This is a genomic window from uncultured Lutibacter sp., from assembly GCF_937891065.1.
GTDB lineage: Bacteria > Bacteroidota > Bacteroidia > Flavobacteriales > Flavobacteriaceae > Lutibacter.
The window spans coordinates 1-16,853 of record NZ_CALAEQ010000251.1; the positions used below are offsets into that span (position 1 = coordinate 1).

At 30.0% G+C, this 16,853-nt stretch carries 13 protein-coding genes; 9 read left to right on the forward strand and 4 right to left on the reverse strand.

Annotated elements, in window-relative coordinates; genetic code table 11:
- Positions 1 to 228 precede the first annotated feature (228 nt).
- The 6 genes from Q0352_RS13500 to Q0352_RS13525 are packed head-to-tail and all read left to right on the forward strand — an operon-like array spanning position 229 to position 8,785.
- Positions 229 to 1,950: an L-lactate permease gene (locus tag Q0352_RS13500; protein WP_299528362.1), complete on the forward strand. Its 1,722-nt coding sequence runs from the start codon at positions 229 to 231 to the stop codon at positions 1,948 to 1,950.
- Between the two features lie 6 nt (positions 1,951 to 1,956).
- Positions 1,957 to 4,782, forward strand: coding sequence for an FAD-binding and (Fe-S)-binding domain-containing protein (locus Q0352_RS13505; RefSeq protein ID WP_299528364.1), 2,826 nt, complete (start codon positions 1,957 to 1,959; stop codon positions 4,780 to 4,782).
- A 10-nt stretch (positions 4,783 to 4,792) separates the two neighbouring features.
- The gene (locus tag Q0352_RS13510; RefSeq protein WP_299528366.1) at positions 4,793 to 6,046 is read left to right on the forward strand and encodes a hypothetical protein; all 1,254 of its coding nucleotides are present in this window, start codon (positions 4,793 to 4,795) and stop codon (positions 6,044 to 6,046) included.
- Between the two features lie 57 nt (positions 6,047 to 6,103).
- Positions 6,104 to 6,841, forward strand: coding sequence for a (Fe-S)-binding protein (locus tag Q0352_RS13515; RefSeq protein ID WP_299528367.1), 738 nt, complete (start codon positions 6,104 to 6,106; stop codon positions 6,839 to 6,841).
- 2 nt (positions 6,842 to 6,843) lie between these two features.
- Positions 6,844 to 8,211 (forward strand): lactate utilization protein B, encoded by a 1,368-nt coding sequence (locus Q0352_RS13520; protein WP_299528369.1) that lies wholly within the window; start codon positions 6,844 to 6,846, stop codon positions 8,209 to 8,211.
- Positions 8,204 to 8,785 (forward strand): LUD domain-containing protein, encoded by a 582-nt coding sequence (locus tag Q0352_RS13525; RefSeq protein WP_299528371.1) that lies wholly within the window; start codon positions 8,204 to 8,206, stop codon positions 8,783 to 8,785. Before Q0352_RS13520 ends, Q0352_RS13525 begins: the two co-directional genes overlap by 8 nt.
- 7 nt (positions 8,786 to 8,792) lie before the next feature.
- Here the strand turns inward: Q0352_RS13525 and Q0352_RS13530 are convergent, their stop codons facing one another.
- Positions 8,793 to 9,170, reverse strand: coding sequence for a cupin domain-containing protein (locus Q0352_RS13530; RefSeq protein ID WP_299528373.1), 378 nt, complete (start codon positions 9,168 to 9,170; stop codon positions 8,793 to 8,795).
- Between the two features lie 142 nt (positions 9,171 to 9,312).
- Between Q0352_RS13530 and Q0352_RS13535 the strand changes: the two genes are divergently transcribed.
- Positions 9,313 to 10,674, forward strand: a complete 1,362-nt coding sequence (locus Q0352_RS13535) for an MBL fold metallo-hydrolase RNA specificity domain-containing protein (RefSeq protein WP_299528375.1) — start codon at positions 9,313 to 9,315, stop codon at positions 10,672 to 10,674.
- Between the two features lie 262 nt (positions 10,675 to 10,936).
- On the opposite strand, the gene bcp is transcribed toward Q0352_RS13535, so the two are convergent.
- A complete protein-coding gene (gene bcp, locus Q0352_RS13540) occupies positions 10,937 to 11,389 on the reverse strand; it encodes a thioredoxin-dependent thiol peroxidase (RefSeq protein WP_299528377.1) in 453 nt (150 codons plus the stop codon).
- A gap of 134 nt (positions 11,390 to 11,523) precedes the next feature.
- On the opposite strand from bcp, the gene nth reads away from it, so the two are divergent.
- Entirely contained in the window at positions 11,524 to 12,159 is a 636-nt protein-coding gene (gene nth / locus Q0352_RS13545) for an endonuclease III (protein ID WP_299528378.1), read from the forward strand.
- A gap of 238 nt (positions 12,160 to 12,397) precedes the next feature.
- Here the strand turns inward: nth and Q0352_RS13550 are convergent, their stop codons facing one another.
- Positions 12,398 to 12,982, reverse strand: coding sequence for a sigma-70 family RNA polymerase sigma factor (locus tag Q0352_RS13550; protein ID WP_299528379.1), 585 nt, complete (start codon positions 12,980 to 12,982; stop codon positions 12,398 to 12,400).
- Positions 12,983 to 13,252: 270 nt separating this feature from the next.
- Between Q0352_RS13550 and uvrA the strand changes: the two genes are divergently transcribed.
- Positions 13,253 to 16,036 carry an excinuclease ABC subunit UvrA gene (gene uvrA, locus Q0352_RS13555; RefSeq protein WP_299528380.1) on the forward strand — a complete coding sequence of 928 codons (2,784 nt, stop codon included), beginning with the start codon at positions 13,253 to 13,255 and terminating at the stop codon, positions 16,034 to 16,036.
- A 28-nt stretch (positions 16,037 to 16,064) separates the two neighbouring features.
- Here uvrA and Q0352_RS13560 read toward each other — a convergent pair whose 3' ends face one another.
- Positions 16,065 to 16,745, reverse strand: coding sequence for a hypothetical protein (locus tag Q0352_RS13560; RefSeq protein ID WP_299528381.1), 681 nt, complete (start codon positions 16,743 to 16,745; stop codon positions 16,065 to 16,067).
- Between the last annotated feature and the right edge of the window lie 108 nt (positions 16,746 to 16,853).

Here is a 16,853-nt window from a genome sequence, read left to right on the forward strand (position 1 = left end):
ATAATCAATTTTATTAAATATAATGCATATTGAAATTTTGAAAATAAAAAACATTTTTTATTTGAAATGATGTAAAACTTAGCAACTATCATAATAAAACAACTAGCTTAAAAAGAGACAATATGATTTAATAATATCACAACAAAATTTAATAAGCTCTTATTAACTGTAATAATAAGGAAATTAAAATATGAACCAAATTAATATTAACCAAATATATATTTTATTATGAGTTTATCAATTCAAGCACTTTTAGCTTTTTTCCCGATTCTTCTGGCAGGTATTTTACTTGTTGGATTAAGATGGCCAGCAAAAAGAGCAATGCCAATAGTTTTTTTAACAACATTTATAATAGCATTATTCGCATGGGAAATGCCTATTAACAGAATTTTTGCATCAACACTTCAAGGTTTAGGTGTAACCGCCTCCATTTTGTGGATAATTTTTGGAGCAATTTTATTACTAAATACATTGAAACATTCAGGTGCAATTAGAGTAATACGCGCAGGTTTTACCAATATTAGTACCGACAGAAGAGTTCAAGTAATTATTATTGCGTGGTTATTTGGTAGTTTTATTGAAGGTGCTTCAGGTTTTGGAACACCAGCTGCTATTGCTGCGCCATTACTTGTTGGATTAGGATTTCCTGCATTAGCTGCTGTAATTGTTGGTATGATGATTCAATCTACTCCAGTATCTTTTGGTGCCGTTGGAACACCCATAATAATTGGTGTTGATACTGGTTTAAAAACAACTGAATTATCAACTCAATTAGCAAGTGCAGGAACTAACTGGGAACAGTTCTTAATGTTAATCACTTCAGAAGTAGCTATTATACATGGAATAATTGGAACTTTAATTCCGCTATTTATGTGTATGATGCTAACCAGATATTTTGGGAAAAATAAATCTTGGACCGAAGGATTATCTATTGCCCCATTTGCAATTTTCTCAGGTTTAGCATTTACTATTCCTTATGCACTAACAGGAGTATTTTTAGGACCAGAATTTCCATCAATTATTGGAGCATTAGTAGGATTAGTAATTGTTGTTACTGCTGCTAAATCAAACTTTTTAGTTCCTAAAGACACTTGGGATTTTGAACCAGCTAAAAACTGGCCTTCTACCTGGATGGGAGATATAGAAGTTAAATTAGAAAGACTTGCAGGAACAACTTCCAAATTATCACTTAAAAAAGCTTGGCTTCCTTATTTATTAGTTGCAATTTTTCTTGTATTGAGTAGAATACCTTCCTTAGGAATTAATACTGCTCTAAAATTTGTTACTGTTTCATTCAAAGATATTTTAGGAGAAGTTGGTATTAGCACTTCTTTTTCTCCTCTATATTTACCAGGGGGTATTATGATAATGGTTGTGTTACTAACTTACTTTATTCATAATATGAAAACAAAGGAATTAACAAAGGCAATTGGAGAATCTACTAGAACATTAGTTGGTGCTGGGTTTGTTTTAGTTTTTACAATTCCAATGGTAAGAATTTTAATCAATTCAGGTGTTAATGAAATGGGCTATTCAAGTATGCCAATTGCAATGGCTCAGTGGGTTGCTGAAACCGTAGGAGGAGTTTATCCAGCATTTGCAGCTTCAATTGGTGCATTAGGAGCATTTATCGCCGGTTCAAATACAGTTTCCAATATGATGCTCTCTCAATTTCAATTTTCTACAGCAACAACTTTAGGTTTAACAGGATCGGTAATGGTTGCACTTCAAGCCGTTGGAGCTGCAGCTGGTAATATGATTGCAATTCACAATGTTGTAGCAGCTTCAGCAACAGTTGGAATGCTAGGAAGAGAAGGATTTATATTAAGAAGAACCATTTTACCAACGCTATATTATGTCATTTTTGCAGGAATTATTGGAATAATAATGTTGTATGGCTTTGGAATTACAGATGATTTAACACTTTACTTAGAATCATTAAAAAATTAAAAATTTATGTTACAAGAAAGATATCTTCAGTTTTACGATAAAATCTCAACAAGGGTTGATAAAAATAGGATTTACACAGATAAGGCAAGTACATTAGCCTTTGGAACAGATGCTAGTTTTTATAGATTGATACCTAAAATTGTTATTCAATCAAAAACAATTGAAGAAATATCTTTCTTGCTTGAAGTAGCCAATAAATTAAATTTACCTATAACTTTTAGAGCTGCTGGAACAAGTTTATCAGGACAAGCAATTTCAGATTCCATCCTTATTTTGACTTCAAAATTTTGGACTGGTTATGAGGTGCTTGACAACGGAAACTCAATTCAATTACAACCTGGTGTCATAGGTTCAAGAGCAAATATTTTATTAAAACCATATGGACGTAAAATTGGACCTGATCCAGCATCTATAAACTCGGCAATGATTGGTGGCATAGCTGCCAATAATGCAAGCGGAATGTGTTGTGGAACAGCTCAAAATTCTTATAAAACAGTAAAAAGTTTAATTGTAATTTTTTATGATGGTTTTGTTTTAGATACCAAAAACTCAGAAAGTATTGAAGCCTTTAAAAAACATCATTCTAAAATTTATAATGACTTAGTTGAAATCATAAACGATACTCAAAACAACAAACAATTAGTTGAGCGTATTCATCATAAATACAAAATGAAGAATACGACAGGTTATAGTTTAAATGCTTTGGTTGATTATACAAACCCAATTGATGTGCTAACTCATTTAATGATTGGCTCAGAAGGTACATTGGGGATGATTGCTGAAATTACGTACAATACCGTTGAAGATTTCAAATTCAAATCAAGCGCTTTAATGATTTTTGAAACTATTGAAATTGCTTGTAATGTTGTTTCAATATTAAAATCGGCTCCTGTATCTGCCGTTGAATTAATGGATAGAGCAAGTTTAAAATCGGTTGAAAATATGGAAGGTGTTCCAGATTATCTACCAAAGTTAAGCAATGGAGCCTCTGCAGTTTTAGTTGAAACAGGAGCATCAGAAAACGCTAAGTTATATGATCAAATTAAGGATATAGAAAAAGCTATTGAGCATATTACACCTGAATTACCATTTCAATTTACAGAAAATGCGTCCATTTACAATAAATATTGGAAAATTAGAAAAGGGTTGTTCCCAACGATTGGAGCAATTAGAAAAATAGGTACCACTGTAATTATTGAAGACATTACTTTTCCAGTTCCTAGGTTGGCTGAAGGAACATTAGATTTACAAGCATTATTCAAAAAATACAAGTATTACGAAGCTGTAATTTTTGGACACGCTTTAGAAGGAAATCTTCATTTTGTTTTCACTCAGGATTTTGGAATTCCTTCCGAAGTAAAACGGTATGAAAAGTTTATGGACGAGCTTGCTGTTTTAGTAGTTGATAAATTTGATGGAGCCTTAAAATCAGAACACGGAACAGGTAGAAATATGGCTCCATTTGTTGAAAAAGAATGGGGAAATGAGGCTTATTCATTAATGAAAAGAATAAAGAAAATTTTTGATCCTAAAGAAATTATTAATCCTGGTGTAATTATAAATAATGATAAAAAAATTCACCTAAAAAACTTAAAACCTTTACCAAAAGCTGATGACCAAATAGACAAATGTATTGAATGTGGATTTTGCGAACCGAATTGTGTATCCTATGATATAGGTTTTTCTCCTCGACAAAGAATTGTTCTATCTCGTGAAAAAAGTAGGCTTGAAGCTGAAGGTTTTACCAAAGAAGCCTTAGAATTAGAAAAATCATTTGAATATTCTTTTGATTCAATGTGCGCAACTGACGGCTTGTGTAAACTGGCTTGCCCAGTAGAAATTGATACTGGTGAATATGTAAAACGGCTTAGAGCAGAGAAAAAATCTGGAAACAAAATAGCTAAAATAGTAGCTAATAATATGGGACTTGTTTCAAGTGGTGTACGCACTGGCTTAAAAGTAAGTCATACTATTTCAAATATTATTGGAGATAAATCATTTGGTAAATTCGTAGGAGCTGCAACGTCTGTTTTAGGGCAAAAAACAGAATGGAATTCTTTTACTCCAAAGGCAACAAAAATTAAAAAAGAAATAGTTAACCAACCAAAACCAAATGCCATAAAGGTCGTATACTTCACTAGTTGTATTAACAGAACAATGGGTGCGTCAAAACAATATGATGATGAGGATACGGTATTTAATAAAACCGTTAAAATATTGAACAAAGCTAATTGCGAAATAATTTTCCCAGATAACCAAAACGATTTATGTTGTGGTCTTGCTTTTAAATCTCAAGGGTTTGCTGACACTGCTAAAATTGCTTCAGATAAATTATTGAATCGTCTAAAAAAGGCAAGTAACAATGGTGAATATCCTATTGTTTGTGATATGAGTCCTTGTTCTTTACAAATGATGGAATCCTTAGAAGGCTCATCTCTAAAACTATATGATTTGGTAAACTTTACAACTGAATATTTATTGAATAGATTAATTTTTAAACCTGTAAACAAGGAAGTAGCTGTATTTTCTGTGTGCAGTTTAAAAAAGATGGGGATTGATGAACAATTGCACTCCATTGCCAAATTATGTTCTACAAAAGTCTATACACCACAAACAAATTGTTGTGGATTTGCCGGAAACAGAGGGTTTAATTTTCCCGAACTTAATGAACACGGCTTACGAAATTTAGATGAGCAAATCCCAAATTCTGTTACAGATGGTTTTGCGACTAGTAGAACTTGTGAAATAGGATTGAGTAAACACAGCAAAACAAACTTTAAATCCATTGTCAATTTAATTGATGAAGCAACAACACCAAATAATAACATTTAAAATTAAAATTATGAAATTTCAATATATCCTTTTAATAGTTTTTACACTTTTACTATTTCCAAATAATGCTCAAGCACAAGAAAAAAAAGAAGAAAATAAGTTTTCAGTAAAAGTAAGTGGCCATATTTGGGCCGAAAGTATTTATGACACGCGACAAACCGTAAACGCTCGTGAAAATGATGTTATTTTATATCCTGCAAAAGAAGTTTTAGATGCAAATGGAGAAGACATCAATGCTCAATCAAGTTTTAATATGTTAAATATTCATTCCAGAGCCAGAATTAAAATTACTGCTCCAGATTTTTTAAATGCAAAAGTTTCCGGTTTAATTGAAGGTGATTTTGTTGGTACTGGAAATGATAAAATAGGGTTGTTTCGTTTACGTCATGCAATGTTGAAATTAAACTGGGAAAAATCTGAATTATTAGCAGGTAATTACTGGCATCCAATGTTTACAACAGATGTTTATCCGCAAGTAGTTTCTTGGGGTGGAGCAATTCCATATTTCACTTTAAGTAGAAATGCACAACTTAGGTATAGTTATTCTCCATCAAGTAATTCGAAATTATCTATTGCAGCGTCTACACAAATAGATTTTAAATCTAACGGACCAAACGGTGCTTCAAGTGAATATCAAAGAAATGCTGCAATACCAGAATTTAATGCTACCTATATTATTGGATTAAAATCAATTTTTTTAATAGGTGCTAATATTGGTTATAAAACTTTAAAACCTCAATTATCGTTTACTTCAGGAGGATTAACTTATAAATCTGAAGAGACTATCGGTAGTTATCATTATAGCATTTTTAGTAAAATAAAAATGAATAAAGCGGCGCTTAGATTAGGAACTATTTACGGTCAAAATATGTACAATTTTGTAATGTTAGGGGGTTATGGAGTTTCAGGAGTTAATAGCAACGGAGAGCAAGAATATACCAATTTATCTATAGGTAGTTTTTGGTTCGATTTAGATTCTGGTTTACTTGGTAAAAAAACATCTTTAGGAATTTATGCTGGATACACCAAAAATTACGGAGCTGATAAAACAATTACAGGACCAGTATATGCACGTGGAACTGATATAGATTACAGTTATAGAATTGCACCAAGAATTATATACGGAGCAGGAAAAGTAAAGTTTAGAGGTGAGGTTTCATTTGATACTGCGGCCTACGGAACTCCTGATGCAGATTATAAAGTTCAAAACACAAACAGTGTCAGTAATGTAAGGTTTGTTATAGCTACTACGTTGCATTTTTAAATCGCAACTATTTAACTATTAGTTAATTATAATTAAAATCATTAAATTTTTTTTCAAATGAAAGTAGGTCTTTTTATACCGTGTTATATCAATCAACTATATCCAAATGTTGCAATTGCCACCTTGGAATTATTGGAAAAATTAAATGTTGATGTTTATTACCCATTAAATCAAACTTGTTGCGGACAACCATTAGGAAATTCCGGTTATGAAAGTGATGCAAAAGGTGCTTGCCAATTATTTGTTGAAAATTTTAAGGAATACGATGTTGTGGTAGGTCCTTCTGGAAGTTGTGTACATCATATTGTAGAACATTTTGATTTATTACCTCAAACTGAAGAAGTCAAAAAAATTAGAAATAACACATTTGAATTATGTGAGTTTATAGTGAAAGTACTTGGTAAAAAAATAGAAGGAGCATCATTTCCTCACAAAGTAGGATTACATAAAAGTTGTCACGGTTTAAGAGGATTAAAATTAGGCTCTTGTTCAGAAAAAGTTGAGCCTTATTTTTCTATTGAAGAAGATTTATTGAATGAGGTGGAAGGATTAGAATTAATGTCATTAAACAGGAAAGATGAGTGTTGTGGTTTTGGAGGTACTTTTTCAGTTTTTGAAGAAGCCATATCTGTAAAAATGGGGAAAGATAAAATTCAGGATCATTTAGATAATGGAGTAGAAATAATAACAGGTGCAGATCATTCTTGCCTAATGCATTTAGAAGGATTAATTAATAGAAATAAGCAACCTATTAAAGTTATGCATATTGCTGAAATTTTAAATAGCAGCCTTTAGTTATGAGTCATTCAAAAAAAGCAAAAATATTTAATAAAAATGAAGATAAAGTAAACTGGCACGATAAAGCTTTATGGTTTGTTAGAGAAAAAAGAGATGTTGCTGCGAATAAAGTAAAAGGTTGGGAACATTTAAGAGATTACGCCTCAGGAATAAAAGCTAACGTCTTATCTAATTTAGATAACTATTTGGTTGAATTCGAATCAAATGCTATTAAAAATGGCATTAAAGTTCATTGGGCTTCAAATGCCGAAGAACATAATACTATCGTTCATAAAATTCTTCAAAAACACAATGCAAAAAACATTGTAAAAAGTAAGTCTATGCTTACTGAAGAATGCCATTTAAATCCTTATTTAGAAGCTCAGGGAATTGAAGTTGTTGATACAGATTTAGGTGAATATATTGTACAAATAGCCAAAGAAGCACCAAGTCATATTGTACTTCCTGCAATTCATAAAACTAAAGAGGAAGTTGATGAACTTTTTCAAGAACATTTAGGGACAACTCCAAGTAATGGAAATCCAGAATATTTAACTAATGAAGCTCGTAAACATTTAAGAAGTAAGTTTTTAAATGCTGATGCAGCCATCACAGGAGTAAATTTTGCTGTTGCAGAAACTGGAGGATTTGTAGTTTGCACTAATGAAGGAAATGCTGATATGGGCGCACATTTAGCAAAAGTTCATATAGCCTGTATGGGAATAGAAAAAATTATTCCTAAAGAAGAACATTTAGGGATATTTCTTTGCTTATTAGCCAGAAGTGCAACCGGACAACCAATTACAACATATTCTTCTCATTTTAATAAACCTATTGAAGGGAATGAAATGCATATTGTTATTGTTGATAATGGTAGAACAGAACAATTAAACAGAGAAGATTTCAGGTCATCGTTACATTGTATTCGTTGTGGTGCTTGTATGAACACCTGCCCTATTTACCGAAGAAGTGGTGGGCATAGTTATGATGCTACAATTCCTGGTCCAATTGGTTCAATTTTATCTCCAGGAAAAGATTTAAAAAAACATAGTTCATTACCTTTTGCATCTACACTTTGTGGTTCTTGTACAAACGTATGTCCTGTTAAAATTAATATTCACGAACAATTATATAAATGGAGACAAATAGTTGTAAAAGATGTAAAACAGCCTTTTGTTAAAAAAGTAGTATTAAAAATTACTGGTTGGTTAATGGCAAGACCAAAACTATTCAATTTACTAGGTAAATCGGGTAGATTTATATTGAAATATGCACCAAGGTTTGTAGTTTATTCAAAATTAAATGCTTGGGGAAATGCACGTGAACTTCCAAAAATCGAGAAGCAAAATTTTAATCAATGGTATAAAAATAGAAATAAAAATGGGTAGAGAAGCAATCTTAAATTCGATAAAAAAAAACAAACCAGAATTAGTTAATATTCCAAAGATAGATATACAATTATTTGATGAAGAAATTGATTTGGTGGAAACCTTCAAAAATAATGTTCAATTAGTTGGAGGTAGTATAGCTGAAATAAATCAAATAAATAATTTAGATTCTGAAATTAAAAAACTGTATCCCAATGCGAAAAATATTGTTACACATATACCTGAATCCAATCTTGGAACTATAGAAATTACAAATGAAACAACTCCACATTCACTAAAAAATGTCGATTTAACAATTATAAAAGGAGAGTTTGGAATTTCAGAAAATGGTGCAGTCTGGATCTCTGAAGATCAATTTCCAATTAGAGTCTTGCCTTTTATCACCAACGATTTAGTGATTCTTTTACAAAAAGAAAGTTTGTGTTTGCATATGTATAATGCATACAAGAAAATTTTTGATAGAAGAAGAACCTTTGGTTTATTTATTTCTGGTCCTTCAAAAACTGCTGATATTGAACAATGTTTGGTTATTGGTGCGCAAGGTGCTATGAATTTAACCGTTATACTTGTATAAAAAACAGTTAATTATTCAATAAATAATCTTCCTCCCTATTCACTAAACCTATAGAAAAAGCTGGTAAACAAACAGCTAAATACTCGCATTCTTTATCAAATGGATTTGAATATTTAATTTTAGCGCCTTTACTTATTTTTATAGATTGTCCGGCTTCTAAAACAATAATATCTCCATCAATATTTATTTGTTTTTTACCTTTGATAATATAGGTGTATTCATCAAATTTTGGAGTTTGAAATGGCTCACTCCAACCTGCTGGTGCAATCATATGTGCAATACTTAACTCTCCATTATCTGTAGTGTGACCAAAATGTTCTTCAATCAATTTTCCATCGGTTGTTGGAATCACAAATGGTGCTTTTTGTATCCTATATTTCTTCATAATTCAAATTTATAAATTATTTATTAAAACTACTAAACTAAAAATTCTTTAACACACAATTTCAAGAAAATATCATTTTAAAATCGTAAATTAGAATACTATTTCAACCCTATTCTTAAAATTAATTTTAAAAATAGTTAAAATGAAACTAACATTTTTAGGTGGTGCAGGTACAGTAACAGGTTCTAAAACTTTATTAGAAAGCAGTTACTCTAAAATATTAATAGATTGTGGTTTGTTCCAAGGATTGAAAGAATTACGCTTAAAAAACAGGGATCCTCTTCCAATAAATTTAGATGAATTAGATGCTGTATTTCTTACCCACGCTCATTTAGACCATTCTGGATACATTCCAATTTTGGTAAAAAATGGATATAAAGGTAAAATATACTGCACAAAAGCAACCAGAGACATAACCAAAATTATTTTATTAGATAGCGGTAAAATTCAAGAAGAAGATGCCCGAAGAGCTAATAAATATAATTACACAAAACACGATCCTGCAATACCATTGTATGATATTGAAGATGCAAAAGAAGCTATGACACGTTTCGAAACTTTTGAATTCAATGAATGGCATATATTTAATGATGCTATAAAATTTAAGTTTTTCAATAGTGGTCATATATTAGGAAGTGCATTTATTTTAATAAAGGTGAATGAAAAATTATTTCTTTTTTCTGGCGATATTGGCAGAAAAGAACCTATACTTCTTCCTCAATATGAATATATAGATCAAGCGGATTATGTAATTGTTGAATCAACATATGGAAATAGACTTCACAGACATATTTCAATTATTGATGCCTTACTTAGGTATATTAAACTTACGTATTCAAAAGGTGGCATTTTAGTAATTCCAACCTTTTCAGTTGAAAGAGCCCAAGAAATTATTTATTTGTTAAGTGTTTTAAAACGTCAAAATAAGTTGCCGAAAATTCCAATTTATCTGGATAGTCCTATGGGAGTAAATGCCACTGAAGTTTATTTTAAATATCATAATATTCATAAATTAACTCAAGAGGATATTAACAGTATGTTATCTACAGTTCATTTAATAAGCGATGTAAATGACTCAAAAACTATAGTTAATGATAAAAATCCTAAAATTGTATTAGCTGGAAGTGGCATGATTTCTGGTGGAAGAGTATTACATTATTTAGATAAATTAATCTTTGACGAGAAAAACAGTATTTTAATAGTAGGTTTTCAAGCTGAGGGAACCCGAGGAAGGTCTCTAATTTCAGGTGATACTGAATTAAAATTTTTTGGCAAATTTTATAAAATAAATGCTGAAGTATTTAAAATAAATGATTTTTCAGGTCACGCTGATCAAAGTGAATTGTTAGATTGGCTGCAACATTTTAAAACACCACCAATATTAACTTTTATCAATCATGGTGAACCTCATCAAAGTCAAGCACTCAAAATTAAAATTAGAACAGATTTAAAATGGAATTGTACGGTTGCTAAAATGAATAAAGAATACAATTTGGAAAATTAAAAAATACTTATTCCTTTTACAAAGAAAATAACCTTAGAATATTTAAAATTAGGCGTTAAATCAGTTCTGGGGGAAGTTTTTGGTCCAGGAGGAACAAATCATATCCGGTTTTCTTTTTCTTGTTCAACAGAGCACGTTAAATTGGCTGCTGGTTTATTAAAAGAACTCAAATAATATAGTGTGTACATTATAAAAATGAGGCTGTTTAAACGTTGAATTTTATTCACTTTTCAGCCTCATTTAAATTTAAACAGATTATAAATTACATTAATATTTGACTAGTATGCACCTTCGTTTTTACTTTTGAAATTACTTCTTCAATCACGCCATTTTCATTAATAACAAAGGTAACTCTATGAATTCCATCATATTCACGTCCCATAAACTTTTTAGGTCCCCAAACTCCAAATGCATTAATTACTGTTTTTTCTTCATCAGCTAATAACGGAAATGGTAATTCATTTTTATTAATAAAATTTTGTTGACGCTTTGCAGAATCTGCACTCACACCTAATACATCGTATCCTTTTGCTAAAAAAGATTGATAATTATCACGCAAATTACACGCTTCCATAGTACAACCAGGTGTGCTTGCTTTTGGATAAAAAAACAACACTAATTTTTTACCTTTATAATCCGAAAGTTTAATGCAATTTCCTTCTTGATCTAATGCTTCAAAATTTGGTGCTAAGTCTCCTATTTTTAATGTAGTCATTATTTTAAGTTTTAAGTTGTAAGTTATAAAAGGTGAAAGTTAAAAAGTTAAATCCATAAATGAAACAAATAGTCAATGAACCTTATTCAAAAGGATAAACTTTGTACTTTTAACTTCTCAATTTATTTAGAAACATGACAAAAAAAGAAAAAGTTCAATTTGTAATTGACACCCTTGAAAATATTTACCCTGAAACACTTATTCCATTAAATCATAAAGATCCATATACTCTTTTAATTGCTGTTTTACTATCTGCTCAAAGTACCGACAAAGGAGTTAATAAAATTACACCAATATTATTTGCAAAAGCTGATAACCCCTATGATATGGTAAAACTTTCGGTTGAAGAAATTAGAGAAATTATTAAACCAGCAGGTTTATCTCCAATGAAATCAAAAGGTATTTATGGATTGTCAAAAATATTAATTGAAAAACATGGAGGTAAAGTTCCTCAAAGTTTCAAATATTTAGAAGAATTACCATCTGTCGGGCATAAAACAGCAAGTGTAGTTATGAGTCAGGCATTTGGTGTGCCAGCGTTTCCTGTTGACACTCATATTCACAGATTAATGTATAGATGGAATTTGACCAATGGTAAAAATGTAACGCAAACAGAAAAAGATGCTAAACGTTTATTTCCTGAAGAATTATGGAATAAATTACACCTTCAAATTATTTATTATGGACGTGAATATTCTCCTGCTCGTGGTTGGAATATTGAGAATGATATTATTACTAAAACAATAGGACGAAAATCAGTGCTAAAATAAAAAAACCCACTTTCGGTTAAAAAGTGGGTTAAAAGAACATTAATTCAAATGTAATTCAATATAATCGTTTTTGTTGGTTTTAACTATTCGCATTTGTTTCGAATAGCTAAGCAAATATTGAATTATTTCTTTCCTAGGTTGCTCCATCATAGGAGTCTTTTGAGAGTAAAGTTTCATCATAAATATCTGATTTATAATACTTATAACGATAAAATTTCTCTTATATTATATTTATTTTTTAATTTACTAAAATAATTTGATGTTTTTCAATCAATTTTCTCAAATTTATTAAAGCATAACGCATTCTTCCCAGTGCTGTATTAATGCTTACGTTTGTATTTTCTGAAATTTCTTTAAAGCTCATATCTTTATACATGCGCATTAATAAAACTTCTTTTTGATCGTTAGGTAATTCTTCAATTAAATTACGAACATCACCTAAAATTTGCTCTTTAATTATTTGATTTTCAACAGATAACATTTCATCACTTAGTACATCAAAAATATCAAATTCATCCGTATTATTAAATTTAGGCAATCTTTTGTTACGTCTAAAATGGTCAATAACTAAGTTATGAGCGATACGCATAACCCAAGGTAAAAATTTACCTTCTTCATTATATTTTCCTCTTTTTAAAGTATTTATAACTTTAATAAAAGTATCTTGAAAAATGTCTTCTGCTATTTCTTTATCCTGAACTTTGGATATAACAAAACTAAAAATTCGTTGTTTATGACGTATAATAAGAGTCTCTAAAGATTTCTCATTTCCTTGAATATAATTGCTTACTAATACGCCATCAGTAGTGTGTTTACTTTCCATAACTTTAAATACATTAGGGTTTAAATGTAACTGTATTTTTAAAATTTTATAAAAAGTAATTGTGTTTTATAGGCGTATTTATGGGTTTAAGTGTTGTCAAATATGCGTCATTTTTATTAGAATTACAAATTTTATTCAAAGTATTAACATAAAATTTGTAATTCTAACTAATAGCTTCAATTTTATTTTTATATCTTTTTTACATGAACGCAATACATTAATTTTCATTTATTGTAGTTATCTTTGCAATTATTCACTTTTTTAATCAAAATGACTAAAAATATTGCAACATTAAATCCGAAAGAAAACATCCTTATAAAAGGTGCCAGACTTCATAATTTAAAAAATATTGATGTTGCTATTCCAAGAAACAAATTGGTAGTAATTACTGGGCTGTCAGGATCAGGAAAATCTAGCTTGGCTTTTGATACTTTGTTTGCAGAAGGACAACGCCGCTATGTTGAAAGCTTGTCTTCTTATGCACGTCAATTCTTAGGAAGATTAAACAAACCAAAGGTAGATTACATAAAAGGAATTGCACCTGCCATTGCTATTGAGCAAAAAGTAAATTCTACCAATCCGCGCTCTACTGTAGGTACTTCAACAGAAATTTATGATTATTTAAAATTATTATTCGCTAGAATTGGTATAACCTACTCTCCTATTTCTGGCGAAAAAGTAAAAAAACAAAATGTAACTGACGTATTAAATTTTATTAAAACTTTAAAAATTAACACTAAGTTACTGTTACTTTCACCTGTTCATATTCCTGATGAAAGAAGCGTTTTACAAACATTAAAAATTTTAGCACAACAAGGATATTCAAGAATAAAATATAAAGATGAAGTTCTTAGAATTGAAGACATTTCAACAGAAATTGAACACGATTTTTACTTGGTTATAGATCGGGTAATTGTAAAAGATGATGAAGATTTTTACAATCGTTTGGGTGACGCTATTCAAACTGCTTTTTTTGAAGGAAAAGGCGAATGTATTATTGAAGCTATAAAAACTGGTTTACAAACTACTTTTAACAATAAGTTTGAATTAGATGGCATTCAGTTTTTAGAACCAAACACTTATTTATTCAGTTTCAACAATCCGTATGGCGCTTGTCCAACGTGTGAAGGTTACGGAAATATTATTGGTATTGATGAAGATTTAGTGATTCCAAATACTTCATTATCAATTTATGAAGATGCTATTTTACCTTGGAAATCAGATTCATTTCAAGATTATAAAAACAATCTTATCAATAATGCTTATACCTTTGATATTCCAATTCACAAACCTTGGTTTCAACTTTCCGAAAAACAAAAGCAACTTATTTGGAATGGAAATAATACATTTGAAGGATTGCATTCCTTCTTTAAAAATTTAGAAGAAAAAAGTTATAAAATTCAATATAGAGTGATGCTTTCTCGCTATAGAGGTAAAACAAAATGTACAATCTGCAATGGTAAAAGATTGCGTGAAGAAGCCAACAATATTAAAATAACCAACAAAAATATTAGCGAATTGGTTGATTTGCCTTTAAATGAGTTAATTGACTTCTTTAAAAATTTAAAATTAACCGTTAACGACCAAAATATTGCGAAACGATTATTAATTGAAATTAATAACAGACTTCAATTTTTAAATAATGTCGGTTTAACATATCTTACGTTAAACAGAACTTCAAATACATTGTCAGGAGGTGAAAGTCAGCGAATTAACTTAGCAACTTCTTTAGGAAGCAGTCTGGTTGGGTCTATGTATATTTTAGATGAACCAAGTATTGGTTTACATCCAAAAGATACAGAACGCTTAATAAAAGTTTTGAAAGATTTACGAAATTTAGGAAATACCGTAATTGTAGTTGAGCACGATGAAGATATTATGAAAGCTGCTGATATGATTATTGATATTGGTCCTGAAGCAGGAACTTTTGGTGGTGAAATTGTTGCTGAAGGTACCTTTGAAGAAATTTTAAAATCAGATTCATTAACAGCTAAATACTTAAACAACGAGCTAACTATTGAAGTTCCTAAAAAACGTAGAAAATCTAAAAACATTATTGAAGTTATTGGTGCAAGAGAACATAATTTAAAGAATATAAATGTTTCATTTCCTTTAAATAGTTTAACTGTTGTAACAGGAGTTTCAGGAAGTGGAAAAAGCACCTTAGTTAGTAAAATATTGTATCCTGCAATTCAAAAACAACTAAGTGGTTTTGGTGAAAAAGTTGGACAATTTACCGAGCTCAAAGGAAATATTTCAACTATTGAACACATTGAATTCATCAATCAAAATCCTATTGGACGTTCAAGCAGATCAAATCCGGTAACTTATATAAAAGCATATGATGATATTAGAACATTATTTGCTTCAGAAAAATTATCTAAAATCAGAAATTACCAAGCAAAGCATTTTTCTTTTAATGTTGAAGGTGGTAGATGCGAAGTTTGCAAAGGAGATGGTGAAGTTACCATAGAAATGCAATTTATGGCCGATGTGCATTTGGAATGTGAAACTTGTAAAGGAAAACGATTTAAAAAAGAAGTGTTAGAAGTTAAATTTCATGGTAAGTCTATAAATGATATTTTGAATTCAACAATTGACGATGCTATTCTATTTTTTAATAACTATGAAGAAACTAAAATTGCAAAAAAACTACAACCATTGCAAGATGTTGGTTTGGGATATGTTACTTTAGGGCAATCATCTTCTACCCTTTCAGGTGGTGAAGCACAACGTATTAAATTAGCTTCATTTTTGGTAAAAGGAACTCGGCAAAGTAAATCGTTATTTATTTTTGATGAACCTACAACAGGCCTGCATTTTCACGATATTAAAAAATTATTAAAATCATTTAATGCATTAATTACAAACGGACATTCAATTATTGTAATTGAACATAATATTGAATTAATTAAATGTGCCGATTATATTATAGATTTAGGTAAAGAAGGTGGTAAATTAGGCGGTGAACTTATTTTTCAAGGAACACCAGAAGAACTCATAAAATGTTCTGAATCCCATACAGCACCTTATTTAGCTGAAAAACTAAAATAATTTTCAGAAGTTATTTCCTGATTTAGCTTTATTCTTTTATGGCATTTAATGCTTCCAATTTTCCTTTAGCTAATACAAAATTAGGAAATAATTTTATGGCACGTTCAAAACTTAGCTTTGCTTCAGCATTCTTTTTTAAATTCAATGCAATAATTCCTTCCACATAAGCAATTGCAGATTTTAAATTAACATTCTCATTGTAGTTTTTATTTACTTGAAAAGTAACTTCCACCTTACCATCATCAGGTAATTGATCTGCTTTTTTAATGCTACTATTTGCCGCTTCAAATTTATTTAAAGCCAATTGCAACCCCGCCAACTTATAAGCATGGTAATTATTATTAGTCTTAGTTAATAATGTCTCATACACTTCAACTGCTTTACCGTAAGCACCCAACGATTCTAAAGAAATAGCCTGCATTTCCAATAATTCTAAATTATTTGAATTATTTTTTAAAATATCATTCGTAACTAAAAAACAAGAAGAATAATTTCTTGCATTAAAATACAAATATGCCAAACTATCTTTATAAGTACTTTGTGGACCTTCAATATTTATAATAGCATACATACTTGCAGCCGCAACTGCATTATCACCATAAGCTAAAGCTTGTTTTAATTGTTGCTTTTCAATATCTAAAGTAGTTGCATTTTGAGCTATTGCAGCTGTTGTAATTATAAAAGTTAAAATATATAACAGATTTTTCATTATTTTTAATTTTGTTTTGAAGGCATAAAATTATGTAAATTATTTATCCCAAAAGCATAAAAATATCTTAAATAATAATAATAAATCAAATTTTTTATAAGGTTAAAT